This window comes from Sphingorhabdus sp. Alg239-R122 (genome assembly GCF_900537065.1).
In the GTDB taxonomy this organism is placed as follows: Bacteria; Pseudomonadota; Alphaproteobacteria; order Sphingomonadales; family Sphingomonadaceae; genus Alg239-R122.
Window position 1 is genome coordinate 36,613 of record NZ_UNRC01000011.1, and the last position, 25,134, is coordinate 61,746.

20 protein-coding genes and 2 tRNA genes are annotated in these 25,134 nt (G+C 54.9%); 11 read left to right on the forward strand and 11 right to left on the reverse strand.

The window, feature by feature from the left end; genetic code table 11:
• Positions 1-6 precede the first annotated feature (6 nt).
• From G6Q15_RS10495 to G6Q15_RS10520, 6 genes are all read right to left on the reverse strand, one after another.
• Positions 7-378, reverse strand: coding sequence for a VOC family protein (locus tag G6Q15_RS10495; protein ID WP_164118523.1), 372 nt, complete (start codon positions 376-378; stop codon positions 7-9).
• 81 nt (positions 379-459) lie between these two features.
• Complete coding sequence (locus G6Q15_RS10500; protein WP_164118525.1) at positions 460-2,232, reverse strand: hypothetical protein; 1,773 nt, start codon at positions 2,230-2,232, stop codon at positions 460-462.
• Entirely contained in the window at positions 2,229-2,630 is a 402-nt protein-coding gene (locus G6Q15_RS10505; RefSeq protein ID WP_164118527.1) for a GtrA family protein, read from the reverse strand. The genes G6Q15_RS10500 and G6Q15_RS10505 overlap by 4 nt, the downstream gene beginning before the upstream one ends.
• Positions 2,631-2,651: 21 nt before the next feature.
• Entirely contained in the window at positions 2,652-4,187 is a 1,536-nt protein-coding gene (locus G6Q15_RS10510) for an NAD(P)/FAD-dependent oxidoreductase (protein WP_164118530.1), read from the reverse strand.
• A gap of 102 nt (positions 4,188-4,289) precedes the next feature.
• Positions 4,290-4,964, reverse strand: coding sequence for an RlmE family RNA methyltransferase (locus G6Q15_RS10515; RefSeq protein ID WP_164118532.1), 675 nt, complete (start codon positions 4,962-4,964; stop codon positions 4,290-4,292).
• Positions 4,961-5,929: a Ppx/GppA phosphatase family protein gene (locus G6Q15_RS10520; RefSeq protein ID WP_240330850.1), complete on the reverse strand. Its 969-nt coding sequence runs from the start codon at positions 5,927-5,929 to the stop codon at positions 4,961-4,963. The genes G6Q15_RS10515 and G6Q15_RS10520 overlap by 4 nt, the downstream gene beginning before the upstream one ends.
• Positions 5,930-6,420: 491 nt before the next feature.
• Here G6Q15_RS10520 and G6Q15_RS10525 point away from each other — a divergent pair.
• Positions 6,421-6,494 (forward strand) — tRNA-Gln (locus G6Q15_RS10525).
• Between the two features lie 58 nt (positions 6,495-6,552).
• Here the strand turns inward: G6Q15_RS10525 and G6Q15_RS10530 are convergent.
• Positions 6,553-8,064: a tryptophan halogenase family protein gene (locus tag G6Q15_RS10530; protein ID WP_164118534.1), complete on the reverse strand. Its 1,512-nt coding sequence runs from the start codon at positions 8,062-8,064 to the stop codon at positions 6,553-6,555.
• Positions 8,065-8,240: 176 nt separating this feature from the next.
• Between G6Q15_RS10530 and G6Q15_RS10535 the strand changes: the two genes are divergently transcribed.
• The 6 genes from G6Q15_RS10535 (at position 8,241) to G6Q15_RS10560 (ending at position 18,944) form a co-directional block, all read left to right on the forward strand.
• Positions 8,241-11,441 carry a TonB-dependent receptor gene (locus G6Q15_RS10535; protein WP_164118537.1) on the forward strand — a complete coding sequence of 1,067 codons (3,201 nt, stop codon included), beginning with the start codon at positions 8,241-8,243 and terminating at the stop codon, positions 11,439-11,441.
• 97 nt (positions 11,442-11,538) lie between these two features.
• Positions 11,539-12,549 (forward strand): glycoside hydrolase family 16 protein, encoded by a 1,011-nt coding sequence (locus tag G6Q15_RS10540; protein WP_164118539.1) that lies wholly within the window; start codon positions 11,539-11,541, stop codon positions 12,547-12,549.
• A 4-nt stretch (positions 12,550-12,553) separates the two neighbouring features.
• Complete coding sequence (locus G6Q15_RS10545; protein ID WP_164118541.1) at positions 12,554-13,606, forward strand: LacI family DNA-binding transcriptional regulator; 1,053 nt, start codon at positions 12,554-12,556, stop codon at positions 13,604-13,606.
• Positions 13,607-13,609: 3 nt separating this feature from the next.
• Entirely contained in the window at positions 13,610-14,809 is a 1,200-nt protein-coding gene (locus tag G6Q15_RS10550) for an MFS transporter (RefSeq protein WP_164118543.1), read from the forward strand.
• Positions 14,810-14,882: 73 nt separating this feature from the next.
• Positions 14,883-17,261, forward strand: a complete 2,379-nt coding sequence (locus tag G6Q15_RS10555) for a glycoside hydrolase family 3 protein (protein ID WP_240330848.1) — start codon at positions 14,883-14,885, stop codon at positions 17,259-17,261.
• Positions 17,262-17,360: 99 nt separating this feature from the next.
• Complete coding sequence (locus G6Q15_RS10560) at positions 17,361-18,944, forward strand: sodium/solute symporter (RefSeq protein ID WP_164118575.1); 1,584 nt, start codon at positions 17,361-17,363, stop codon at positions 18,942-18,944.
• 73 nt (positions 18,945-19,017) lie between these two features.
• On the opposite strand, the gene G6Q15_RS10565 is transcribed toward G6Q15_RS10560, so the two are convergent.
• Positions 19,018-19,105: transfer RNA gene (locus G6Q15_RS10565), tRNA-Ser, on the reverse strand.
• Between the two features lie 167 nt (positions 19,106-19,272).
• On the opposite strand from G6Q15_RS10565, the gene G6Q15_RS10570 reads away from it, so the two are divergent.
• Entirely contained in the window at positions 19,273-20,265 is a 993-nt protein-coding gene (locus tag G6Q15_RS10570; RefSeq protein WP_164118545.1) for a peptidylprolyl isomerase, read from the forward strand.
• Positions 20,262-21,239 (forward strand): peptidylprolyl isomerase, encoded by a 978-nt coding sequence (locus G6Q15_RS10575; RefSeq protein WP_164118548.1) that lies wholly within the window; start codon positions 20,262-20,264, stop codon positions 21,237-21,239. The genes G6Q15_RS10570 and G6Q15_RS10575 overlap by 4 nt, the downstream gene beginning before the upstream one ends.
• A gap of 9 nt (positions 21,240-21,248) precedes the next feature.
• On the opposite strand, the gene G6Q15_RS10580 is transcribed toward G6Q15_RS10575, so the two are convergent.
• Positions 21,249-21,716, reverse strand: coding sequence for an Lrp/AsnC family transcriptional regulator (locus G6Q15_RS10580; protein WP_164118550.1), 468 nt, complete (start codon positions 21,714-21,716; stop codon positions 21,249-21,251).
• Between the two features lie 134 nt (positions 21,717-21,850).
• Between G6Q15_RS10580 and ald the strand changes: the two genes are divergently transcribed.
• Together ald and G6Q15_RS10590 are read left to right on the forward strand one after the other, a co-directional pair.
• Positions 21,851-22,966: an alanine dehydrogenase gene (gene ald / locus G6Q15_RS10585; RefSeq protein ID WP_164118552.1), complete on the forward strand. Its 1,116-nt coding sequence runs from the start codon at positions 21,851-21,853 to the stop codon at positions 22,964-22,966.
• 41 nt (positions 22,967-23,007) lie between these two features.
• Positions 23,008-23,979, forward strand: coding sequence for an oxidoreductase (locus G6Q15_RS10590; RefSeq protein WP_164118554.1), 972 nt, complete (start codon positions 23,008-23,010; stop codon positions 23,977-23,979).
• A gap of 78 nt (positions 23,980-24,057) precedes the next feature.
• Here G6Q15_RS10590 and infC read toward each other — a convergent pair whose 3' ends face one another.
• Positions 24,058-24,603, reverse strand: a complete 546-nt coding sequence (gene infC / locus G6Q15_RS10595) for a translation initiation factor IF-3 (RefSeq protein WP_164118577.1) — start codon at positions 24,601-24,603, stop codon at positions 24,058-24,060.
• A gap of 135 nt (positions 24,604-24,738) precedes the next feature.
• A partial coding sequence (locus G6Q15_RS10600) for a His/Gly/Thr/Pro-type tRNA ligase C-terminal domain-containing protein (protein WP_240330849.1) occupies positions 24,739-25,134 on the reverse strand: 396 nt, incomplete at its 5' end.

A 25,134-nucleotide genomic window follows, 5' to 3' on the forward strand; every position in this document is an offset into this window, starting at 1 on the left:
AAAAGGTTATTCCGGTGCAGCGCATTGTTGCCATAGCTCAATCTTGACCCCGTCACAGTCGAGTATCCATGCGAACTTGCCATAGCCTTCATCGGCAAAGCCTAGGACCTCCACACCCTTTGCCTTCAGCTCTTCCACAAATTCTTCAACATTGTCGACACGCAGGTTGATCATGAATCCGCCTTTACCCGGCTTGATATACTCATCATCTGTGAAATGGCTGATAAGGCTATAGGGTTTATCGTCGGTTTCTTCCGACCATTTGAGCATCGGGCCATATTCCCCCTCCAGCCCCAGATATTCTTTATACCATGCGCGCGTCGCCTTAGGGTCTTTCACCACATGGAATATACCACCCAAACCTGTTATCTTGGCCATGTCATGCTCCTCTTCCTTGAAAGAGGGAAGTCTAGCATATGGATGCACCGCGCCAAAGCCCGGCGAGGCCCAATGCCCCGGTCAGCGGGTCACTTTCCATATCCTGACACCGCCCAGCCCGTCCATTTCAACCGGTTTGAGCCATGCCGGAACCTTGCCATCCTCCAGCATCACCATGAAACCGTCGGGCGCGGTTTTGCGGTAAACAAGCTGTTCGTATAGGCCGGGACAATAGGCAACATATTCAATGCCGCGCCGGGTGATTATCGCGTGCGCCTCATGCTCGCTTCCTGTGAATGTGCGGATGATGTCACGCATCGCAAGGTCATTGCGGTGATGTCCGCTGGCGACAATTTTGTGATGGCTGGCAAAAAGAATGGCGGGACCAGTATCAAGCGGCGCCATGATATCACTGGCGGGCAGGGCATTAAGCGCGTCAAGGTTTTTGGAAAGTTCGCACTTCATGGCGGTGCGCAATTCCACTTCACGGCTTTGGTCAGCTGCGACACTGGATATTGCCTTCACCACGTGCCCCGGGACGAGCAACAGGAAAATGCCCGCCATTGCCGCCAGTCTTTTCGGAAAAGTTGCGATGCCGCGCGCGCGCTGCAATAGCTGGCGGATGAAATAGGCGGCAAACGGCATGGCAATAAGCGCCGCAATCGCGGAAGAACGCTCGACCAGCAGCGATAGCGCAAAAGCGGATACAACCAGGAAGGCTGCCGTCAGGATTGTGTCACTAGGCAGGATATTATCGCCACCGCGGGAATGCATTTTCCACAGCGCGAAAAGCGCAACCATGGGTACAGCCAGTATCTGCGCCATAATAACAGGCGTCTGGTGCCAGATTGGCTTGCCTTCCATGACGCGGTCATACCAAAATTCGCGCACCAGCGGGTCGAGCGCGGAAAACGCGTCTGTCCCGCATTGCGGTGCCATTGACAACATCACAATCAGCGCACCGGTACCGGTAAGGGCAAAGCCGCCCACCAAAGCCGCCCGGCCACGCGGATTGAGATAAGCGAGAAGTGTCAGCAAGACGGTGCCAAGCGTGAAAATGGCAATATGCACCGGCGATACCGTATCGCAATAGTTGACAATGGGCATCCATGACTTTGTCGTAACAAGATAAAAGAATATCGATCCGGCCGTAAGCGCCACCATAGCGTGAACAAGCCTTGCACGCTGCCCCGGATCAATCATCCAGCGCAATGCGTATAGCGCCATGAAAGCCGCAGCGATCGGTAGCCCTTCCATCGATATATTGAGCCATAGCGCCAGCATGAGCCCGGTTATCCAGCCGCTGCGTTTCTGGTTTTCGTCAAATGCAGCGGAGAAGGCGGTGATAGCCATCACTAGCTGCCACCCATGATGGTCGATACGCATCGGGCGGAGCTGATGGATGACAGGTACGGCAATCGGAATAAGCAGGCATGTGAAGATTGCTGTGTCGCGGTCAAACAGCCGGTGTGCGAGACGGCCTGCCACCATCATGCAGACAAGAAGCGTGATGAGTGGCACCGCGACCAGCGCAATAAGTTCGGCAGATTGCTGCCCGAATATGGGTGTTAGAATATAGATCATTGCCGCAAGCGGTATGTCGACCAGACGCGACCAGTGCATCAGGGCGCCCTCGGGTGGATTCATGCGGTATTGCGTAACATCGAACCAGCTTTGTCCGGCGAGGAAGTCGCGCACCTGCAACAGGCGGAGAAGATCATCGGCGTCAGGGAATTTATATGCTGCAATCGCCGAAGCGTTAACGGTGACCAACAGCGCCGATACAGCGGCCCATATCAAGACAATGATCCGTGCCGGATATGCATCCCGCGGCCCGCCTGTGACGGTGTTCACCGGAAAATCACCCTGTTGCGAAGGAAATAAGTGGTCTGGAAACTCACCGCGATGGCGGCGAGCTTGGCGATGCGCGGGTCAATGCCGAACGCATCTCCTGCACCTACAATGCCAACGGTAATGCCTAGACCGATAAGCGCTGATACGACAAACAGCATTTTCTGCCGATACCGTTTCGCGCTGTCGCGTGCGACCTGCCCCTGAAAAACCTTGCGGCTGGAAAGCATCCAATGCGCAGCGATGCCCAGGCTATAACCTGCCGCAGAAGCAGTTGCTGCTGGAATAGCCGCGCAAAGCAGCGCCATAAACACAAGCATATCGACAGTCAGAGCGCCCACGCTGGCCCCGATATAGCGCAGATAAGTGATGCGCCGCAGTTTCTGTGCGATTTCGATCATATTTCCTGCGCCCCTGTGCGGTTATGCGGCTCTGTCGACCCGTGCTGGAACATCGCGTTCTGATTCCAGCGCAACCTTGCGGTCTTCGGGAAGAACCCGGTGGGCGCCTTCATCGCCAGCTTCGTGATATTCAGCGTCTTCATTGACGTTCCAGATATTATAGACGCGTTCTCCAGCATCGATATTCTCGACTGTCAGCATCGATGTCATCATGGCATGATCCTGGTTGTTGTAGCGGTGCATGCCATTGCGTCCCACCATGTGCAATGTGGGGTAGCGTGTCTCCAGGTCGCTTCGCATTGCCTCGACATTGGCTTCATATTCGTCATCGTAGACAGGATAGGCTTTTTCCTGGCGGACAACCGCACCGCCGACCACGTCTTTTGGATCGCAAAGACCCAGCATCTCCATTTCACGCTTGGCCTGTTCAATCAGGTCTTCGTCGCTGGATGACCAGAGGCCATCACCTTCAAAACAGAAATATTCCAGACCGACACAGGCGATTGAACTGTCGGGCACCATTTCGGGTGACCAGCTGCGGAAATTCTGCACACGGCCCACCTGTACCCGGTCATCATGAATATAGATCCAGTTGTCAGGGAACAGGTCTTTGGATTTTACCATCAGCGCGACAGTCAGGAAGTCGCGGTAATTCAGTTCTTTCGCCTGGAAAGAGCTTTCGGGCATCGGATGTATCCGCGCGGAAAGCTCACGCATGGGCGCAGAGCTGATGACATGCTTTGCGGTAATAACCGTGCCGCCATTGTCGCTATCTGTACTCATGCGCCAGTTGCCGTCGCTATCCTGTGCCAGCTGCTTCAGTGCATGGCCCATCAGCACGTGATTGCCTTTTGACAGCACAAAATCACGCGCGGCGTCCCACATCATACCGGGTCCCAGCCGCGGATAACGGAAGGTTTCCAGCAATGTTTTGGTTTCCATGCCATCATTGGGTTTCTTGTTTAGGCCCAAAGAGCGTTTCAGTCCGTCTGTCACTGCATTCCACAAGCTTAAACCTTTGATGCGCTGCGCCGCCCAGTCCGCGGACATTTCATCGCACGGCATGCCCCATACTTTCTCGGTGTAAGTTTTGAAAAATATCGAATAGAGTTTGTGGCCGAACTGATTTACGGTCCAATCCTCAAAACTCTTCACATTATTGTTCGGAAAGACTTTTGCCTTGGCATAGCTTGCCATGCAAAGCGTAGAGCGCCAGATACCCAGATTCCATAGCGCTTCAAAAGCGCGTAGCGGATAGCTGTAAAACTTGCCTTCATAATAGATACGGCTCATGCGCGGGCGCTGGATAAAGTCATCTGGCAGGATTTCGTTCCACAGATCGACAACTTCCTGGCTTTTCGAGAAAAAGCGATGCCCCCCAATGTCGAAACGAAAGCCCTCATGTTCAACGGTACGGCTGATACCGCCCACATATTTCTCGTCCTTTTCGATGACCGTGACGCTATAGCCTTTCTTGCTCAGCAAATAGGCAGCAGTCAGTCCGGCTGGTCCAGCGCCGATAATTGCCACGTCAACATTGGTTGCGCCTGTTGTCATTCCCCATTCCCCCGTTTTCTGGTTCAAAACGGGAATGAATGAAAACTTCTAAAAGATGGTTAACACGCGTTTATTTTTTACTGCGTATTGGCCTTTAGGTGCCTATGCGGGCGGATTATCACCCTTGAACCCCTGCGCCACGACATACCATTCGGATGAACCCTTGCGGCTGGCAGGAGGTTTGGCATGTTTGATCGAGGTGAAATGCTTTTTCAGCATGGTGAGCAGGTCTTTGTCAGTTCCGCCTGCAAGAACCTTTGCAACAAATGCGCCGCCGGGTTTCAGGTTTTCAATGGCAAACCATGCGCCCGCCTCGACCAAAGCCATGGTACGCAAATGATCTGTCTGCTGATGACCAACAGTATTTGCGGCCATGTCCGATAAAACAAGGTCTGGCTTGTCGCCCAGCGCTTCAAGCAGCATGTCCGGCGCCTTATCGTCGAGAAAGTCCATTTCGAATATTGTGACATCGGGCAGCGGATCAACGGGCAAAAGGTCAATGCCAACCACTTTGGCCTGTGGAGAGAGGCGGTGGACAAGCTGTGTCCAGCCGCCCGGCGCAATGCCCAGATCAACGACGTGCCGCGCTTTACGCACCAGTTTGAAGCGTTCGTCCAATTCTATAAGTTTATAGGCAGCACGCGAACGATAGCCATCCGCCTTGGCCTTGCGCACGTAAGGATCATTAAGCTGGCGTTGCAGCCATTCAGTTGAGGACGCCTTGCGTCCGCGCTTCTTTTTGACGCGCTGGCGTTGGCCGACTTTACCGCGATTCATTTGCGGGCCTGCCGTTTGCCGTTCTGGTTCGCATTATTTGCAGCCATAAGCGAGCGCAATATCCCTTCGCGGATACCCCGATCGGCGACACCCAGTCTCTGTGCTGGCCATATATCCAGTATCGTTTCCAGTATCGCGCACCCCGCAACCACCAGGTCCGCGCGCTCATATCCCACACATGGCAGCTCGCGCCGCTCATCAAGGGACATATGGGCCAGGCCGGTGCTGATATCCCGCATCGATTGCGACGGCACGATCAGGCCATCTATAACATTGCGGTCATAGCTGGGCAGGTTCAGGTGCAAGCTGGCCAGTGTTGTGACAGTACCGCTGGTACCAAGCAGGCGCTTATGCTCATCGGCGTGGACGGGTAGGCGTTCGCGAAATTCCGAAAAACTGTCCATGACCCGGGTGCGCATATTCTTATAGGCAGTGGCACGAGATGCTGCGTCGTCACGGTCATAGCGTTCGCTTTCCGTAAGCGACACAACGCCCCAGGGCACTGATTGCCAGTCGAGAATCTGCGGTGCGCTGCCCTCGGTATCAACCAGCACGAGCTCGGTCGAGCCGCCGCCAATATCGAATATCATGGCGGGACCCTGCCCGGGTTCGAGCAGGATATGACACCCCAGCATGGCCAGGCGCGCCTCTTCTTCAGCCGTAATAATATCAAGCGCGATGCCCGTTTCATGGCGTACCCGCTCAATGAACGCGGCACCATTGCTGGCGCGCCGGCAGGCTTCAGTCGCGACGGAACGGGCCAGAGTGACATGACGCCGGCGCAGCTTGTCGGAACAGATGGAAAGTGCGGCGACGGCGCGGTCCATTGCCTGGTCGCTGAGCCGCCCGCTGTGCGTCAGGCCTTCGCCGAGCCGCACTACGCGGGAAAAGGCGTCTACGACGACAAAACTGTCATCTGCTGGCTTTGCGATGAGCAGACGACAATTATTTGTGCCTAGATCAATTGCTGCATAAGCACGCCGAGCGGGCCAGCCATTATGCCCGCGATTGGCCTGTGTCGGCCGGTGTGCAGGCTTTGCATGGTGATGATTCTTTTGCTGCGCATTGCGCTTGTCATAGGGATGTTTGCGCGTCGGTTTGACGCGACCTTTGTGAGGCACCCGCTTGGGCGAATCACCTGTCTGGGAGGCCGCATCATAGACCGGAGACTCGGTATCGGCATGCGACACATCGTCACTGGCTCTTCTGTCATGCGGCAGGGGGGTCGATCTATCCACCACGGCCGTAATACTCTTATCTTTATCCGGATCGGGTCATACCGCCGGTACTTGCCTGCAAATGTAGGGAAAACCGGCATGAAGTGCAAGGTTATACGGACAGGTGCAGCATGCGCCGCACTTTTCCGAGTGGCAGGAAGCCTATTCAATAATAGTAGAAACGTACAAAATCCTTGACCTGCGCAGTCATCACACCTAAATCGCGCGCTCTTGGGTGTTGCCCCATCGTCTAATGGTAAGACTGCGGACTCTGACTCCGTCAATCGAGGTTCGAATCCTCGTGGGGCATCCAGATTTTTATAAAATACGGATTTTGAATCACACCTGATCTGGCGCGTTGCCTAATGGGTTCATCCCGCTTGCAGTGCGGGACAGTATCTTGCCAAAAATTCACCGTGGCCCGGCATATTCTGGACAAGGTAACGGATGGATTTCTCCATACCATCTATCTCCGGCTTCAGCGCTGCAAAATCAATTGCATCAGCCATGGCGTTATGGCCCTGCATCTCAATACCCTGACCCATCATCACCGCGGCCCAGCTTGTCTCGGTGAACAATTCGTCATCTTCGCGGAAAATCTGTCCATTGGCGCGGAACAGTTCCATTTTCTCGGTCAGGCTGTCGGGGACACTCATCGTGCGGCAATAATTCCAGAATTCTGAATCATCCCGGCTTGTCTGGTGGTAATGCAGTATCAGGAAGTCGCGGATCTTTTCATATTCTTTGGCGGTCAGGCGATTAAATGCGTCTTCCTGCACCTGTGTAATACCGCCCAGCGACAACAGGGAAATCAGCTTGTTGATACCGGTGTTGATCAGATGGATTGATGTTGATTCAAGCGGCTCCATAAATCCTGCAGATAGCCCTAGGGCAACCACATTCTTGTTCCAGAATTTCTTGCGGCGCCCGGTTACAAAGCGTAGGAAATTCGGATCTGCGGTTGGCTTGCCTGCGAGGTTTTCCACCAAAATCCGGTGCGCCTCTTCATCTTCCATGTGGTCGCTGCAATAGACATGACCATTGCCGTTGCGATGCTGGAGCGGAACTTGCCATTGCCACCCGGCGGAATGGGCGGTGGCGCGTGTATAGGGGAGTGGCGCGCTGCCATCATCGCGGTTACAGGGAAGGGCTACGGCGCGGTTGCAGGGCAACCAGTGCGTCCAGTCCTCATAACCTGTTTTCAGTGCCTGTTCGATCAGGAGTCCGCGAAAACCAGAGCAGTCTATGAACAAGTCACCTGTCAGCACTTCGCTATCATCCATTGTCACCGACGTGACAAATCCGCTCTGGCTGTCGATCGCGACATCGGCAACCCTGCCTTCACGGCGGACCACGCCCCTTGTCTCGGCATATTTACGCAGAAACTGGGCGTATCGTCCGGCATCTATATGATAGGCATAGTTGATTGGCGGCAGGTCTTCACGCTGGCTTTCTGGCGTACGGGCGAACCGCCCGAAATAGGCTGCCATCGTTTCGGCGTTAAAAACCTGGATAGGGCGCTTGTCTCCCGCGTTCTTCATCGCATGCCAGACATGGTGAAACGATACGCCATCGATGTTATAGCCATAATCACCAAATGGATGGATGTAGCTGTCACCAACCCCGCCCCAGTTTACAAACTGGATGCCAAGCTTGAATGTGCCCTGGATCGCGCCCAGCATTTCGCGCTCGTCAATTTCCAACATGCGGTTGAAGTCGACAAAAGGAGGTATCGTCGCTTCGCCAACGCCAATTGTGCCGATCTGTTCAGATTCGATCAGCGTGATCTCGACGTTGCCGCCACGTTTAAGCCTGGACAGCGCCGCCGCTGCCATCCAGCCTGCAGTGCCGCCACCCACAATAATAATGTGTTCGATTGCCATTTTCACCCCTGCTTGCCATCGTTCCAAATAGCACTAGGGCATTTTTCGCTGCGCATCTAGCATCTGGTGTAAAAAATGTGAACGTTCATTTTAGGCTTGTGAACGCTCACAATAGCAGATATGGGGGTATAAAGTGAAAGCGGAATATAACCGTAATTCATGGGGGAGATATGCAGATGATTCGTAAATTACCGTTTTTATTCGATCTGTCTTCGGGGCGATCAAAGGCACTTGCGACGGCTTCCAGCCTGGCGATTTCGATCGCCATGAGCCCGGGTGCCATTGCGCAAGAGGCGGAAGAAGGTGGCGATGATACCGAAGCCGTTGCCGAAGATGAAAACGTAATTATTGTGACAGGCTTTAAGGCTTCTCTCGAATCTGCGCAGAATATCAAACGTGACTCAGACACTTTTGTTGATGCGATCACGGCGGAAGACATTGGCGCTTTGCCCGACCGATCCGTGGCCGAATCGCTACAACGTGTCCCGGGCGTTAATATCGGGCGCTTTGAAAAGACTACCGATCCCGACCGCTTCTCTGTCGAAGGCACTGGTGTTATCATCCGCGGACTTCCCTTTGTGCGTTCCGAACTGAACGGGCGCGATATTTTCTCGGCCACTGGCGGCAGGGTTTTAAGTTTTAATGACATTTCCCCTGAACTACTTGGACGGGTAGAGGTTTTCAAGAACGTCACCGCTGACATGATTGATGGCGGTATTGCCGGCACTGTTAACCTTGTAACGCGCAAGCCACTTGATAATCCGGGCTTCAGGCTGGCAGGCACGATTGAGGCCAATGTGGGTGATTTGGCAGAGGAATGGTCTCCTGGTTTCTCGCTCGTGGGTTCAGGCACGGTTGATACCGATGCAGGCAGCTTGGGCTTCCAGCTTGGTTACGCGCAGTCAGAACTGACCAGCCGCACAGATGCATCTCAGCTTACAGATCCTTGTTATCGCACAGCCGCATTGGATGCCACCTGCATTCGGACTGCGGACGTATCGTCAGGCGGAGTTGGAAATTCTACCGGTTTTGATGCGTCTAATTTCCCGCCTGCCGGAACTGTGGTGGCTCCAAAAGGAGCGGGTGTTCGTACGACTGACCTTAAGCGTGACCGTGAGGCATGGTCCGCAGTTCTCCAGTATGAAAGCCCGAATCAGGACTTCCTGATGACATTTGAATGGCTGCGTTCAGAAACCCAATTCTTCACCGAAGAGTTTTCGCTTCTGGCTCTGGTTAATAATGATGCTGGCTTCCCGGTTCAGGCACCGGGCAATACATGGACCTTCGATTCCAACGGTCTTTTCCAAACGGGCATATTGACACAATCGACAGGTGATTCTGGCTTTTCTCCTTTTGGCGGTTTGCCACTGGAAATGCTGCGCTTCCAGCGTGCAACAAAAGCTATAACAGAAGACTTCTCGTTTGATGTGGATTGGGAAGTGACTGACCGCTTACGTCTTAATTTAGAAGCGCAGCACATCAAGTCAGATTTGCGCCAGGATTCGATCATCGGTGCAATGGCCTCCTTCGCAGACGTACGGATCGATAATACCGGTAACGTGCCGCAAGTGGAATTTCTTGCACCAGCGGGCGCGCCAGCCAATTTCTACAGCGACCCCAACAACACCTATTTCTGGTTCCTGCTTGACAGCCAGGCGCGCAATGATGGCGAGCTGGATAGTTTCCGTGCAGACCTGGAATATGATATCAGCGATGATGGCTTTTTCAAAAAGGCACGCTTTGGCGCGCGTTGGGCCGACCGCACCCGCGTCACCCGCGACAGCAATTTTGGTAACTGGGGCAATCTGGGGGCACCATGGACCGGTCGCGGCGGCAACTGGAATTGCAGCGATCCGCAAATTTACGGATGCGGCGGTGCTTATGCAGCTGACTTTCCTGGATTTACTGGTGCGCGCAATCCATTCGCAGATGGCTTCCAGCGCGGTAACGCGCCGCTTCCCATCGAAAATGGCGGTGGATTCTTCTACGGTGGTGACGATTTCTTGGGTGAATATTTGAATGGCACGACCACCGATCAGGGCAGGACGCTGACAGCATTTACATTGACGCCAAATGCATGGAATCCGATTAATAGCCGTTTCAATGAGGACGGAACGCCGTGCTCACCTTTCTGCCAATCTGAAATCTCTGATGTTTCAGAGAAGACCAAAGCTGCTTATGTGCGGGTCGACTTTGGACAGGATTTTGGCAATGGTTGGAATCTAGTTGGCAATATTGGTCTGCGTTATGTCGACACAAGAATACAAAGTGCGGGGGAAATTGGTTTTCCGCGTCCTGATGCAATTGGGCTACCTGTAGGAATGCCTGTAACTTTGGCTGATATACAGACCATTTGTGCCAATGCTGTACCAGGACAAGTTGGCCTGGAGTATTGCGACCTTTCAGATGCCCGCAAGGCAGAGTTCGCGGCCGCTTTCACAGGCGGGGTTATTGATGACAGCACTGACATCAAGTTTGACCACTGGCTGCCCAGTTTCAACGCAAGGCTGGATACAGGCGGCGGCCTGGTCTTCAGAGCCGCTGTTTCCAAAGGTATTTCGCGGCCTGATCTTTCTCTATTCCAAACTGGCGGCACGCTTTCAAACAACGTGGGCAACTTGGTCAACGCAACGCTTGAGACGGGACCGTTATTTACCCTCAAGACCGGCAATAGAAGTTTGCGTCCGATCTCTTCGTGGAACTATGACCTTTCTGCTGAGTGGTATTTTGATGCTGTCGGCTCACTGACCGTTTCAGCATTTTTGAAAGACATCAGCGGAATAATAAACACTGAAGTGCCTGTTGTTACCTACACAGGCGACAATGGTGAAAGCGTGGTTGGTGAAACCAGGCGGCCCGGTAATAACCAGGGCGGCACATTGAAGGGTGTAGAAGTTGCCTATCAGCAAACATACGATTTCCTGCCGGGCCTATTAAGCGGGTTGGGAACGCAGCTGACATATACTTATGTAGATGGCGGCGCCTTTACCAACGCCGATCTGGATGAAAACCAAGGCTTGTTTTCTTCGCTTCAGCCGCTGGCCGGAATTTCCGAGCATACATTCAACGCCACGGTCTTTTATGAAAAGGGGCCGGTATCGGCGCGTGCCGCTTACAACTGGCGCTCTGACTTCCTGATCACGCCGCGCGATGATATTTTCCCATTCTCGCCAATCTGGCAGGAATCGGGCGGGCAGCTTGATGCCTCCATTTTCTTTAACGTTACTGATGGTGTTAAGGTCGGCGTTCAGGGTGTTAATCTGCTAGACCAGGTCACCCGCACATCGCAGGTAGTAGACTTTGATGGCACACGGCTGACACGCTCTGCTTTCCGCAATGACCGCCGCTTTACATTCCTTGCCCGCTTTGATTTTTAGGCAAAGGGAAGTAACGCTCGATTAAAAAGTCATGTGGAGCGCCATTCCACTGGGCGCTGCTCTGCGCGGGCGGTGCGGGGAGCTGAGGATGATTTCGATGTGTAGATTTGCATTTTTCCTTCCGGTTGCGTTTGCAGCGGCTAGCCTTGCTGCTTGTGAGGCGCAAACTGAACGTCCGCAAAAAGTAATTGAGAGAGTTGCTCTGCCTCAGGCAGAAAGCTCGCGTCAGCCGTCTGATGAAAGCGACTGGCAGCTGGTCTGGTCCGACGAATTTGAAGGTACGGAAATTGACCGGGCGAAATGGACATTTGATGTCGATTGCTGGGGCGGTGGCAATGAGGAGCAGCAATGCTACCGCGATGATCCGCAAAATGCCGCTATCGAAGATGGCAAGCTGATCATTACGGCGCGCAGGGAAGAACATACCGGCCCCGCATACCCGCCGCATATGCGGGGCAATGTGGAAAATCCCGATGCGCAGGCGACAAAACCTTACACTTCGGCCCGGCTGACAACGCGCGGGAAACAGTCGTGGAAATATGGCCGTATCGAAGTGCGTACGAAGTTGCCGCAGGGGCAGGGGACCTGGCCGGCAATCTGGATGCTGCCTGAAGGCAATAGCTATGGTGGCTGGGCCGCGTCTGGAGAGATTGACATCATGGAGGCGGTCAATCTGGGCGTCGATTGCGACGACTGTCCGGGCGGAAAAGAAAGCACGGTACTGGGCACGCTGCATTTTGGCACGGAATGGCCGGATAATGCACTTAACAGCAGCGAAATCTATGTCCCCGCCGTGCTTGACGGTTTTCGCACATTCGGGATTGTCTGGTCACCGGGCCGGATAGAATGGTCCATTGATGGACAGGTTTATGCCGTAAAGGAAGCGGATAGCTGGTGGAGCGCGAATTCAAAAGAGGCGGATGCACCATTTGATCAGCCTTTCCACCTGATACTCAACCTTGCAATTGGTGGAGGTTTGCCAGAGGAACGCAATGGAGGCGGTATCGATACAGGCGGATTTCCGAAGCATTTCGAAATAGACTGGGTCCGTGTCTGGAAATGTGATAGGCAAACGGCTGACATACCGAGCTGCGCAGGGGGAAATTAAGTCTATGGCGAGGCGTCGCCAAGCAGTAACCATCAAACATGTCGCTGCCGATGCAGGTGTGTCCCTGCAGACGGTAAGCCGTGTCATCAACAATGAACCCAATGTTCGCCCGGCCATGAAAGAGCGGGTGCAGGCTTCAATAGACAAGCTCGGCTATGTACCCTCAATCGCTGCGCAGCGGATGAGCGGGTCGCGCTCGTATCTTATCCTCGCCCTGAATGACCGGGAGCGTACAATTGCGGGCTGGCGCGCACGTGAAGGCAATGACTGGGTGGATCAGATGCTTCTTGGCGGCATGCTCAAATGCGCGGAGCATGGATATCGCCTGCTTGTCGAACTGGTTGATACTCGCAATGACCATGTTGAACGCGAACTTTCCGCCGCGCTTGCCGCGGTACAGCCCGATGGTGTGATCCTGACGCCTCCGCACTCGAATAATCTTTTGATTGTACGCCTGCTGGAAAAACATCAAATCCCCTTTGTGCGGGTTGGTTCGCACGGGATTGGATCGGGTATTCCGGTATCGATGGACGATGAGCGCTCTGCGAGCATCGCCACGGAGCATTTGGCTGAGCAGGGCCATAGGCGCATCGGTTTTATTGCCGGTCCGGAAGATTACAGCCTGAGCGGTTGGCGTGTGGATGGCTGGCGTACGGCGATGGCAGCGGCACAGCTTCCTGCTGATGGACTGCTTGTGCGGGGTGATTTCAGTTATGAGTCGGGCCAGCGCGCCACCCGCGAGCTATTGTCGGGCGAAAATCCGGTAACAGCCATAATTGCGAGCAATGACCATATGGCGCATGGCGCATTGGATGCTGCCAGGGAAAAAGGCCTGGATATCCCGCGCGACCTTTCACTCATCAGCTTCGACAACACACCGAGCGTCAGGTTTACCCGGCCGCAGTTGACGGCCATTGACCAGCCGGTTGCAGAAATAGCCTCTGTCGCGGTTGAGCTGATCATTGCGGCAAATACAGGCAATGACCTGCCGCGTGAGCAGGTTGTTGTCCCCGCACAACTTGTCAAACGGGATTCCGTTGCGCCAGCGCCTGCCTGATTCATGGGCGCGCACGAACTGGCAGATCGGCAAGACATACGGTTTCTCATACTCTATGCCCTGGCATGGGCAGGAGGTTCGATTGCCTATGTCCCGTTCCTGACCATCCTGCTTCCTGCCCACGTTATCACCCTGGCCCAGGAAGACAGTGTCAGCTGGCTGGCTTATATTGCCTTTGCCGGTGCCATTTCCGCCAGCGCCGGCAATATCGGTTTTGGCTGGCTCAGCGATATTACACGCAATCGCCGAGGGTGGATTGCGGTGGGCCTTGTGCTGTCCTGCGCGCTGCTTATGGCTGCCGGGCCAGTGGAACACCTACTTCCGTTGCTGGGCATGGTGGTTCTTTGGCAGCTGGGCCTGAATATGATGCTGGGACCGCTTGCGGCATGGGCTGGGGACTGTGTGCCAGATCATCAGAAGGGTGCTTTAGGGGGGCTGCTCGCTTTCGCTCCGGCGATCGGTGCGCTTTCAGGGGCTCTTGTGACGATACCGGGGCTATTTGCAGTGGAATCGCGTCTTGGCATTGTCGCTATGCTGGTCGCTATCTGTGTTCTTCCCGTGCTTGCATTTGGCCGACCGCGGAAATTTCCCGAACTGCTGCAAGTCACAGAGCTGCAGACAGGTTCGAACCCAGATTTACCGAAATTGCACAATGATGTGGTGCGCATGTGGTTCGCGCGGCTGTTAGTGCAAATTACTGAAGCGGCATTATTTGCCTACCTCCTGCTTTGGTTTCGTTCGATCGCGCCCTCTTTCAGCGACAATGATACTGCACGTATATTCAGCTTTGTCTTGATGGCCGCCGTTCCGCTGGCCATGATCGCAGGGCGCTGGACAGATTTGCGCAACCGGCCAATACTGCCCCTGTCTGTCTGCGCTGCCATAGCTGCATTCGGCCTCGCAATCATGGCGTGGGTCACTGACATACGTGCAGCCATTTTCGGTTATGCGATATTTGGAATTGCCGCTGGCATATTCCTTTCGCTGCATTCTGCGCAAACTCTGCGCATATTGCCCAGACCAGAGCGGCGCGGACGCGATCTGGGCGTGTTTAACCTTACCAACACTGTGCCATCACTTATTATGCCGTGGCTTGCATTGGCATTGGTACCGGTTTTCGGATTTTCTGGCCTGTTCATGCTGCTGGCCTTGCTAGCGGCTATTGCAAGCTTGCTGCTGCTTTCGCTGGCCTTGCGTAAATAGAAGCTTGATTTCCGCACCCGTAGCTGTAATCTCAAATCTTGAGAACGTTCACAAATTAGAAAGGCCTGTTTTGATGCGTAAGGTTCTGCCAAGCTTGCTGGGGTTCATGGCTGTTGCGGGGTGTGCAACAATACCGACCGAAACAGAGCTTTCGTTCAATAGCGAGCCAGTCAACCAGGGCTTGTCCGAGGAAGACCGGCACGTTAACGGCTTGATCGCACGCATGAGCCTGGAGCGTAAGGTTGGGCAGTTGCTTCAGCCGCAGATAAATTCCTTCACTCCGGAGGATATGGAGCGCTATCGTTTTGGTAGTTATCTTAATGGCGGCAATGGCGGCCCGAGCGGAGACGAATTTGCTCCCGCGTCTGAATGGCTGCGGCTTGCCGACACAATGTGGGACGCCTCCACAAAACCATTGCCGGGGGGAGAGCCTGCTATCCCGACCATGTGGGGGACGGACGCCGTCCACGGACACACCAATATAGTGGGTGCGACCATTTTCCCGCACAATATTGCACTTGGTGCTGCAGGTGATGCCGACCTGGTCCGCCGCATCGGCGGAGCAACCGCGACCGAGATCGAAGTTACGGGCATAGACTGGAATTTCTCGCCCACGGTGGCCGTCGCCCGCGATGACCGCTGGGGCAGAACTTACGAGAGCTATTCGGAAGATCCAAAATTGGTGGCGAAGCTCGGGGCAGCTCTGGTTGAAGGTCTGCAGGGCAGAACTGACGACCCAGACTATCTTGGTGCAGGGCGTGTCATTGCCACGGCAAAACATTTTTTTGGCGATGGCGGAACCGAGCAGGGTGTCGACCAGGGGGATGTCAATGGAGATATTGAAGAGCTAAAATCGGTGCACGCCGCGCCCTATCCGGCGACTATCGATGCCGGAGTAGAATCCATCATGGCCAGTTTCAATTCGATCAATGGAAAGAAGATGCATGGGAATCAGGAGTTGCTTACAGGTGTCCTGCGTGAGGAAATGGGCTTTGACGGGCTGGTCGTGGGGGACTGGAACGGACATGGGCAGATCAAGGGCTGTACTGTAGAGGACTGTCCGCAGGCGCTGCTTGCGGGGCTGGACATCTACATGGTGCCGGATGATTGGAAAACGCTGCATGAAAATCTGGTGAAACAGGTGCAGGACGGGACGATACCGATACAGCGGATAGATGAAGCCGTGCGGCGCGTTTTGCGGGTCAAATTGCGTGCGGGCCTTCTGGATCGGGGGGCCGCCAAACCTTCCATGCGGCCCAATGCCGGTGATTTGAACAAGCTGGGATCGGCCGCGCACCGTAGCCTGGGCCGTGAAGCTGTGGCAAAATCACAGGTGATTCTGAAAAATAACGGCCAGCTACCACTTAAAAAAGGTGCTGCGATTCTGGTTTCCGGCAAAGCAGCGGATAGCATTGCACAGGCGGCGGGCGGCTGGACACTGACCTGGCAGGGCGGCCGTGAGCTTACCAATGACTATTTTCCAGGTGCAACTTCGATTTTTGCCGGGATCAAGGAGGCTGCCAAGGCAAATGGCGGCAGCGCCGTGTTGTCCGAAGACGGTTCGTTTGAAACGAAACCTGATGTTGCCATCATAGTTTTTGGCGAAGAGCCTTATGCGGAGTTTGCCGGTGACAGGAAGAACCTTGTCTTCACCGATACTGAAGGTCTCGATTTACTCAGGAAGTTCGATAAGCAGGGTATTCCCGCTATCGCTGTGTTCCTTTCTGGCCGTCCGATGTGGGTCAATCGCGAACTCAACGCCGCTGACGCATTTGTTGCCGCGTGGCTGCCTGGCAGTGAAGGTGCAGGCGTAGCAGATATATTGTTTGGCAAGCGTGAAGCGGTCGGTAAGTTGTCTTTCAGCTGGCCTGCGCGCTGTGAGGGTGAGCCGCTCAACGGACCTGCAGATGCGCTCTTCCCGCTTGGTTTTGGTCGTTCGCTGACGGATGCACGACCGCTTGAAAAGCTTGATGAAACATGCGGCTTCCTCGGCGGTGGGGCGGTGTCCGACTGGTATTCGAACGGCCGTTTGGCCGCTGGCATCGTCGCTAGCGCGGGTGGTGTCGACTTGCCGAACCTGCGTGGTGAAGGCGGCGGTGTGGTCGCGCGCGGGGTCGACAAGGACCGGCAGGAGGATGCGCGCGAGATTAGTTTTGGTGCAAACACCGACTTTACGCTGACTGGCGAAGGCAAGGGGGCGTTTCTGATTACTTATAACATCGCGGCAGCACCTGCTGGCACAGTGAAGATCACCAACGGTGATAACAGTGCTGACATCACCGAAGGGCTGACCGTAGGTGCAGGCAAGGGTTGGCGGGAAATGGTGCTTACCGAGGCATGTCTAGGCATGACGGGAGATAGCTTTACGATTGCCAGTGCCGCACCGATGACAATACGCATCAGTACGATAGCGAGGCAGGAATTGCCTGAAGGGACACAGTGTTCGTTCTAGATAGCCGAATATGGTTCTCCATGTCAGGCATAGAGCAACATGGATTTGGTAGGTGGGCGATAATGCATGACTGCGCTATTTCCCGGGGAGGAAAAGACGATGAATCTTGAGACAATTGATGTCATTATCATTGCGATATATGCGCTGGCGCTGCTTGGTATTGCCTTGGTGGTAAGCCGCGAACCGGCGGGCCATGACAAGAATACCGAGGATTATTTTCTCGCTGGGCGGGCATTGCCCTGGTGGGCAATCGGGGCCTCGTTGATTGCCTCAAATATATCGGCCGAGCAGATTATCGGCCAGTCGGGACAGGGCTATGCCGTGGGTATAGCCATTGCCGCCTATGAATGGCAGGCCGCGATTGTTTTGATCATTGTTGCAAAATATTTCCTGCCAATTTTCCTCAAACGCAAGATTTACACCATGCCGCAATTCCTGAACCAGCGTTATGGCGAAGGTGTGAAATCGCTGATGAGCGTCTTTTGGGTGGCGCTCTACACCGCCGTAAACCTCACGACCGTGTTGTGGCTTGGCGGTCTGGCGGTCACATCGCTGACGGGCTGGAGTGTGATGTCCGCCATGGCCGCGCTGGCCGGGTTTGCGGCACTGTATTCGCTGTATGGCGGCCTGAAAGCTGTCGCGCTGACGGATATCATTCAGGTTGTGATCCTGATCCTGGGCGGCCTTGCGATCACCTGGATCGCGCTTGACGCGCTTCCGGCGGACGGCGCACTCGGGGGTCTTGGCCTGTTGTTCCAGGAAATGCCTGGGCATTTTGAAATGATCCTTGATGAAAGCCACCCCGCCTATGGCGACCTGCCGGGCATCTGGACACTGCTGGGCGGGCTATGGGTGCTGCACTTCAGCTATTGGGGTTTTAACCAGTATATCATCCAGCGTGCTTTGGGTGCGGAAAACCTTGGCGAAGCGCAAAAAGGTCTGGCCTTTGCTGCCTTCCTGAAGGTGCTGGTGCCTTTCATCGTGGTTATTCCCGGTATCGCCGCCATTATCCTGGCGCAGCAGGGCGTGCTTGACGGCGCGGCGCTGGCCGAGAAGTCAGACCGCACCTATGGCGAACTTATGAGCTTTGCACCTGCGGGCCTGCGGGGCCTCGTCTTTGCGGCACTGATTGCGGCGGTGGTCTCATCGCTTGCGTCGATGATGAACTCGATTTCGACCATTTTCACAATGGATCTCTATCGCAGTTGGAAGCCCGATGAAGCGGAAAAACATTATGTGATGGTTGGCCGCATTGCGGCATTCTTGGCCATGGTGATCGCGCTGTTCCTTGCCCGTCCATTTATAGGCGGCTTTGAAAGCGGGTTTCAGACGGTGCAGGAATATACCGGCTTCATAGCGCCGGGTATCGTGGTTGTGTTCCTGCTGGGCTTTTTTGACAAAAGGATGAACGCAGCCGGGGCGTTTACCGCTTTGCTGGGGTCGCTGGCGGTTAATGTGCTACTGAAATTTGTCATGCCCGACGTCCCTTTCATCATCCGTATCTGGGGCGTGTTCGTGCTCTCGCTGATCGCCGCTGCGGTTGTTTCGCGCTTTACCGCGCCACCAGAGGAAGAGCGTACGGTAAAGATGGGCGACATCGCCTTTGCCACCAGCATGCTCTTCAATACGCTGGCGACGCTGGTCATCGCGATCCTGATCGTGCTCTATATCTGGTTGTGGTAGGCTCGCAGTCGCCGAAAACCGGGACAGTATCTGATGCCAGCTCCGGAGTTCAGGCCTGCCCATGAAAATGTAATGGCGGAGACGGAGGGATTCGAACCCTCGATAGGTTGCCCTATACACGCTTTCCAAGCGAGCGCGATCGACCACTCTGCCACGTCTCCGCAGTTGTTTTGGCTCACTTTCGTTCGCAATTCGGCGCCTGCCGTATTATGTCCGTTAGGGCATCAAACCAACAATTCCGCCTCCCCTAAAGGTGCTTTCCCGCTTTTGCAAGCATCCATATCGCGGCTTGCTTGCATTCGCTGGTATTTCTGGCAGGTTGTTTCCCATGAAACAGATAATCTCCACCCTGTCCGCCGCGGCACTGCTGCTTTCCCCCACCATATCCCATGCGCAGGAAGAGCCGGAAGGTGCGCCGTCGCCGGGGCAGATTGTCGCGGGGGCATCGGCACAGGAATGGGTGAAGATTGACCCTGAAGACCTGGTCGTGATGACACTTGCGCCCGATGCCGGTGGCAATGAGCGCAAGGTCGTGATCCAGCTGATGCCCGCACCTTTTTCGCAGGGCTGGGTCCAGAACATCCGCGCCCTTGCACGTGCCAAATGGTATGACAATATCAGCGTCAACCGCGTGCAGGACAATTATGTCGTGCAGTGGGGCGACCCCAATTACGACAATCCCGAGGCGGAAGGGGAGACAAAGGCGTTGCCCGGGGATCTTAAAAAAATGACAGAGGATCAGTATGCAGCCCCAAATTTTTACGGAAATGATGGGGGAATTGCCGATCAGGAAGACTTTGATTACGAGAAAAAATCCAGCAAAGATCCCTATGCAGCGATGGCAACGCACTGGAAAGGCTTTCCGGTTGCGGGGGGGTATGGCGCGACCTGGCCCGTCCACTGCTATGGCATGGTCGGGGTCGGACGCGGCTATTCGCCGGATACCGGCTCCGGCGCCGAGCTCTACACTGTGATCGGCCATGCGCCGCGGCACCTCGATCGCAATATCGCGCTGGTGGGACGGATTATTGAGGGGATGGAACACCTTTCCTCTTTGCCGCGCGGCAAAGGCGTGCTCGGTTTTTACGGTGAGGATGAGCTCGACAAGCGCACTCCGATCCTGACGGTTCGTGTTGCCGGCGACCTGCCCGAAGCGGAACAGCCGCATTTCGAGTATCTGGGTGCTGGCAAGACTTTCGCCAAATATGCCGACGCGCGCGCCAATCGCCGCGATCCGTTCTTTATCGTGCCCGCGGGCGGTGCGGATATCTGCAATATCCCGATTCCCGTGCGCCGGGTGAAAACGGAGACAGGTGAATGAAGCGGCAGCTACTTTCGCTTGCTACATGCGTCGCCCTCATCGCTTTCCCGGTCCATGCACAGGACGAGGATTATGATGAGTATGAAGAGGAGACTGTAGAAGGACCGTCCCCGGAAGAAGTGCTGGCCGCCGTGCCCGCTGAACACTGGCTGCCCATCCCCGTGGCCGACCTGATGGTGATGCGGCTTGCCGATGCTGCAGATGGTTCGAAACGCGAAATTGTCATACAACTATTGCCCGCCCGCTATTCAGGCGGGCATGTGCGCAATGTTCGCAAACTCGCGGCAATGGGCTGGTGGAATGACACGGGGGTTTATCGTGTGGACAGGGGTTTTGTTACGCAGTTTGGCAGTAACCCCTATGGCAAGATGCCGCCCGAGACCCTCGAAACTGTGCCGGAAAGTGAATATTTCAACACAGCTCTCGGGCAGAAGCGCAGAACCGATATGGCCGGGCTTGAGGAAATGCGGACCTGGTCGAACACGCACCAAAAGACCGAAATCCAACCGCTCATGAAAATCATATATGAGAGTTACGGCGCAAAGGTCGGTTTTGCGGCTGGCTGGCCGGTGGGCCTGAAGGGCGGGAAATATTATCCGATCACCTGCCGCGGTGCGCTCTCGCCTGCGCATTATGATCCACCCGATACGGGCAGCGGGAGTGAAATTTCCATTATAACGGGTGAAGAGGCGCGCAGCCTCGATACGACTTTCGGCTATGTTGGCCGGGTGATTGATGGACTGGAGCATGCGATAAACCTGCCCCAGGGCAGTCCGCCGGGCGGCTTTTATGACGATGCGTCGAAAAATGTGCCGATCAAGTCGATCCGCATGATGGTTGAATTGCCGAGTGCAGAACATAAGCACTATGAATACCTGGCAAGTTACAGCCCGTCGCTGTTGCAATATATCGCCGCGCATGGCGGTTATGGCAATATCTGTACCGTAGATTATCCGGTCCGGCTCAAGCGCTAGGCATGCAGGCTAGTCCAGCAACCTGCGAACGGGATATCCCGTCCAGCTTTTGATGGCGCGAATGGCAAAGGCGCTGTGCATGGCCGCGACTCCGGGCAGGCGGGCAAGGCGGGTGCGGTGGATATCATCATAATCGGCCACATCGCGCGCCGCGACTCGCAGCCGGTAATCGGCTTCACCCGACATCAGGTGGCATTCCAGAATCTCGTCAATCTGCTGGACTGCCTTTTCAAATATGCGGAAAGACCGTTCGGTCTGCGCGGTCAGGCGGATCTCCACGAACACATCCAGCTTCATGCCTATTTTCTGGCTGTCGAGCCGCGCCACATAGCGTTTAATGGCGCCGCTTTGCTCCAGCATCTTGATTCGGCGATGGCATGCGGAGGAGGACAGACTAACACGTTCAGACAGGTCATTTATGGAAATATCACTGTCATTCTGCAGTAGCTCCAGCAAGGCAACATCGATTCGATCCATAGAATTATTTCCTGTAGAAATGTGATTATATCGCAATATATCCTGATATATATGTGTTTAACAGGATAATTAGAGAAAAATAATCATTTGTTTTCGGCTATATTACATTCATAGTTTTATGGAGATTCGAAATTATGCGTGTAGGTACCCCCAAGGAAATCAAGAATCATGAATACCGTGTCGGACTGACCCCGGAATCTGTTCGCGAACTGGTTGCGAACGGCCATGAAACGCTGGTCGAACAGGGCGCGGGCCTGGGCATCAGTGCGACTGACGATGAATATCGCGAAGCGGGTGCAGAAATAGTGGGCACTGCAGAGGAAATTTTTGAACGTTGTGACATGGTGGTGAAGGTAAAAGAGCCACAGGCAGTAGAGCGCGCCATGTTGCGTGAGGGGCAGATCCTGTTCACGTACCTGCACCTTGCGCCAGACCCTGAACAGACGGCTGATCTGGTCAAATCAGGGGCAACCTGCATCGCCTATGAAACCGTGACCGATGATAATGGCGGTCTGCCGCTCCTTAAACCGATGAGTCAGGTGGCTGGACGCATGTCGATTCAGGCGGGCGCCACGGCGCTTGAAAAAGCACATGGCGGCCGCGGTATATTGCTGGGCGGCGTGCCGGGCGTATCACCGGCCAAGGTCGCTGTGATAGGCGGCGGTGTTGTCGGACTTAACGCCGCGCAAATGGCGGTTGGACTGGGTGCGGACGTGACTATTCTTGATCGCAATCCTGAAGTGCTGGAAGAACTGGGTAACTATTTTGAAGCACGCGCCAAGACACGCTTTTCAAACCAGGCCAATCTGGCCGAATGCGTGACGCAGGCCGATCTGGTCATTGGCGCTGTGCTTATCCCGGGGGCCTCTGCGCCAAAACTGGTGACGCGCGAAATGCTGTCTACCATGAACCCGGGCAGCGTGCTGGCCGATGTTGCGATCGATCAGGGCGGATGCTTTGAAACATCAAAGGCTACTACACATGCGGAACCAACATATGTTGTTGATGAAATTGTGCATTACTGCGTGGCGAACATGCCGGGTGCGGTGTGCCGTACATCGACCTATGCACTTAACAATGTGACACTGCCCCATGCGCTCAACATCGCCAATAAAGGCTGGAAAGAGGCGTGCCGTTCCAACCCGCATCTGGCCGAAGGGCTTAATGTATGGAATGGCCATGTCACCTATGAAGCCGTGGCCCGTGACCTGGGTTATGCGCACATGCCGATTGCCGACGCGCTGAAATAGCTATAGGCTGCCGCTCCAATCGTATTATGATGGAGGAAGTTATGGCAGCAGTGGACCAACAACCCCTGGGATCAGGATTTGGCAAGGATACACCCGCCAGCGAAGTGATGCAGGGCATTGACCTTGCTGGCAAAACCAGCATCGTGACAGGCGGGTATTCGGGTATAGGCGTGGAAACGGTGCGTGCGCTAGCCGCTGCTGGAGCCGAGGTGATAGTGCCCGCGCGCAACCGAGAGAAAGCGGAAGAAAACCTTGCCGACATTGAAGGTACGGTGCGCATTGCCGATATGGACCTAGGCGATATCGGCTCGGTGCGCGGCTTTGCTGCGCATATGCGGGAAAATTACGACAAGCTGGATATTCTCATCAACAATGCCGGTGTCATGGCGAGCCCACTTTTCCGTGTCGGACCCGGCTGGGAAGGGCAATTTGGCACCAACCATATGGGGCATTTTGCCCTGACGCAGGAGCTGATGCCGCTGCTGGAAAAGGCCGAAGCGCCGCGTGTTGTTGCGCTCAGTTCCACCGCGCATAAAATGTCTGATATCCACTGGGATGATCCGAATTTCGAAAACCATGACTATGACAAGTGGCAGTCCTATGGACAGGCCAAGACAGCCAATGCGCTGTTCGCTGTCGCGCTCGACAGACGCATGCGTGACTTTGGCGGACGCGCCTTTTCTGTCCATCCTGGTGGCATCAGTACGCCGCTGCAACGCCACCTGCCGCTTGAAGAGCAGATTGCCATGGGTTGGCGCAAGGAAAACGGTGAACCGAGCGATATGGCCGCGAAACTGTTCAAATCAGTGGAAGCGGGTGGTGCGACGGCGGCCTGGGCAGCAACATCGCCGCTCCTTGGCGATAATGGCGGGTTATATTGTGAGGATTGCGATGTGGCCCAACTCGGCGATGATGAATCGCCCCGCTTCACGCATGTCCAGCCGCATGCGGTGGATGAAGAGAGCGCTGAACGCCTGTGGCAGATGAGCGAAGAGATGCTGAAAACCGCCTAGAAGGAAAGTGAAACTAAAAACGCCGCATGGCTCCCCTAGGAGCTGCGGCGTTTTGAAATTCCGTGAAGCGAACGGTCCTTATTTCGGTGCTAGCACCATTAGCATCTGACGGCCTTCCAGCTTTGGGAAAGCTTCGACTTTGGCGTCTTCCTTGGTGTCATCCTGGACACGCTGGAGCAGCTCCATGCCAAGCTGCTGGTGTGACATTTCACGGCCGCGAAAGCGTAGCGTGACTTTCACCTTGTCGCCATTTTCGATGAACTGATGCACTTTTTTCATCTTCACCATATAGTCATGGTCGTCGATGTTCGGACGCATTTTTATCTCTTTAACGTCCTGTGTTTTCTGGGATTTGCGCGCAGCATTGGCCTTTTTCTGCGCTTCGTATTTGAATTTGCCTACGTCCAGGAATTTGGCAACCGGCGGCTGTGCATTGGGGGAAACCTCGACCAGATCAAGCCCGGCCTCGGCGGCCTGGCGGATAGCATCTTCGGTGCGGAGCACTCCCAGGTTTTCACCCTGATCGTCAATCACGCGAACGGTTGCGGACTGGATAAACTCATTATAGCGGGGGCCGGATTTCGGTGGTGCCGAAGGACCCCGGCGGTTGGATGGCGGACGTATAGCAAATTCTCCTTTGGTTTGTTTCAGTGCTTAAATAGTGATTTCAGACCTTAAAATAAAGGGCGTTTGCGCGAAAACACGCTGACTGCGCCCTTTATGCAACGTTTGTGGGTGACTGTGTATGCCTTGCCAGCTTCAGTTTTGCAGATCCGGTGCAACGGCTTCAGCTTTCAGCATGGCTGTTGCTTCGTCCAGGTCCAGGAACTGCTGTTGCTTGTTGCCAAGCTGCCGCAGGGCGACCGTGCGTTTTTCCGCCTCCTGCTTGCCGATGACAAGCAGGTTGGGGACCTTGGCAAGGCTGTGTTCACGGACTTTATAATTGATCTTTTCGTTGCGCAGGTCGGTTTCAGCACGGATTCCCGCAGCCTGAAGTTGCGCAGCGACTTCCTTTGCATAGTCGTCGGCGTCGGACACAATGGTTGCAACCACTGCCTGTGTCGGCGCGAGCCAGAGCGGCATTTTGCCGGCATAATGTTCGATCAATATACCGATAAAACGTTCWTAACTGCCAAATATTGCGCGGTGCAGCAT

Coding starts and splice junctions, on each gene's coding strand:
- G6Q15_RS10590 (WP_164118554.1), top strand. CDS start 23,008: ATGGCAGCAGTGGACCAACAACCCCTGGGATCAGGATTTGGCAAGGAT.
- ald (WP_164118552.1), top strand. CDS start 21,851: ATGCGTGTAGGTACCCCCAAGGAAATCAAGAATCATGAATACCGTGTC.
- G6Q15_RS10495 (WP_164118523.1), bottom strand. CDS start 378: ATGGCCAAGATAACAGGTTTGGGTGGTATATTCCATGTGGTGAAAGAC.
- G6Q15_RS10560 (WP_164118575.1), top strand. CDS start 17,361: ATGAATCTTGAGACAATTGATGTCATTATCATTGCGATATATGCGCTG.
- G6Q15_RS10530 (WP_164118534.1), bottom strand. CDS start 8,064: ATGGCAATCGAACACATTATTATTGTGGGTGGCGGCACTGCAGGCTGG.
- G6Q15_RS10515 (WP_164118532.1), bottom strand. CDS start 4,964: ATGAATCGCGGTAAAGTCGGCCAACGCCAGCGCGTCAAAAAGAAGCGC.
- G6Q15_RS10545 (WP_164118541.1), top strand. CDS start 12,554: ATGGCGAGGCGTCGCCAAGCAGTAACCATCAAACATGTCGCTGCCGAT.
- G6Q15_RS10570 (WP_164118545.1), top strand. CDS start 19,273: ATGAAACAGATAATCTCCACCCTGTCCGCCGCGGCACTGCTGCTTTCC.
- G6Q15_RS10540 (WP_164118539.1), top strand. CDS start 11,539: ATGTGTAGATTTGCATTTTTCCTTCCGGTTGCGTTTGCAGCGGCTAGC.
- G6Q15_RS10575 (WP_164118548.1), top strand. CDS start 20,262: ATGAAGCGGCAGCTACTTTCGCTTGCTACATGCGTCGCCCTCATCGCT.
- G6Q15_RS10550 (WP_164118543.1), top strand. CDS start 13,610: ATGGGCGCGCACGAACTGGCAGATCGGCAAGACATACGGTTTCTCATA.
- G6Q15_RS10555 (WP_240330848.1), top strand. CDS start 14,883: ATGCGTAAGGTTCTGCCAAGCTTGCTGGGGTTCATGGCTGTTGCGGGG.
- G6Q15_RS10580 (WP_164118550.1), bottom strand. CDS start 21,716: ATGGATCGAATCGATGTTGCCTTGCTGGAGCTACTGCAGAATGACAGT.
- G6Q15_RS10535 (WP_164118537.1), top strand. CDS start 8,241: ATGATTCGTAAATTACCGTTTTTATTCGATCTGTCTTCGGGGCGATCA.
- G6Q15_RS10505 (WP_164118527.1), bottom strand. CDS start 2,630: ATGATCGAAATCGCACAGAAACTGCGGCGCATCACTTATCTGCGCTAT.
- G6Q15_RS10510 (WP_164118530.1), bottom strand. CDS start 4,187: ATGACAACAGGCGCAACCAATGTTGACGTGGCAATTATCGGCGCTGGA.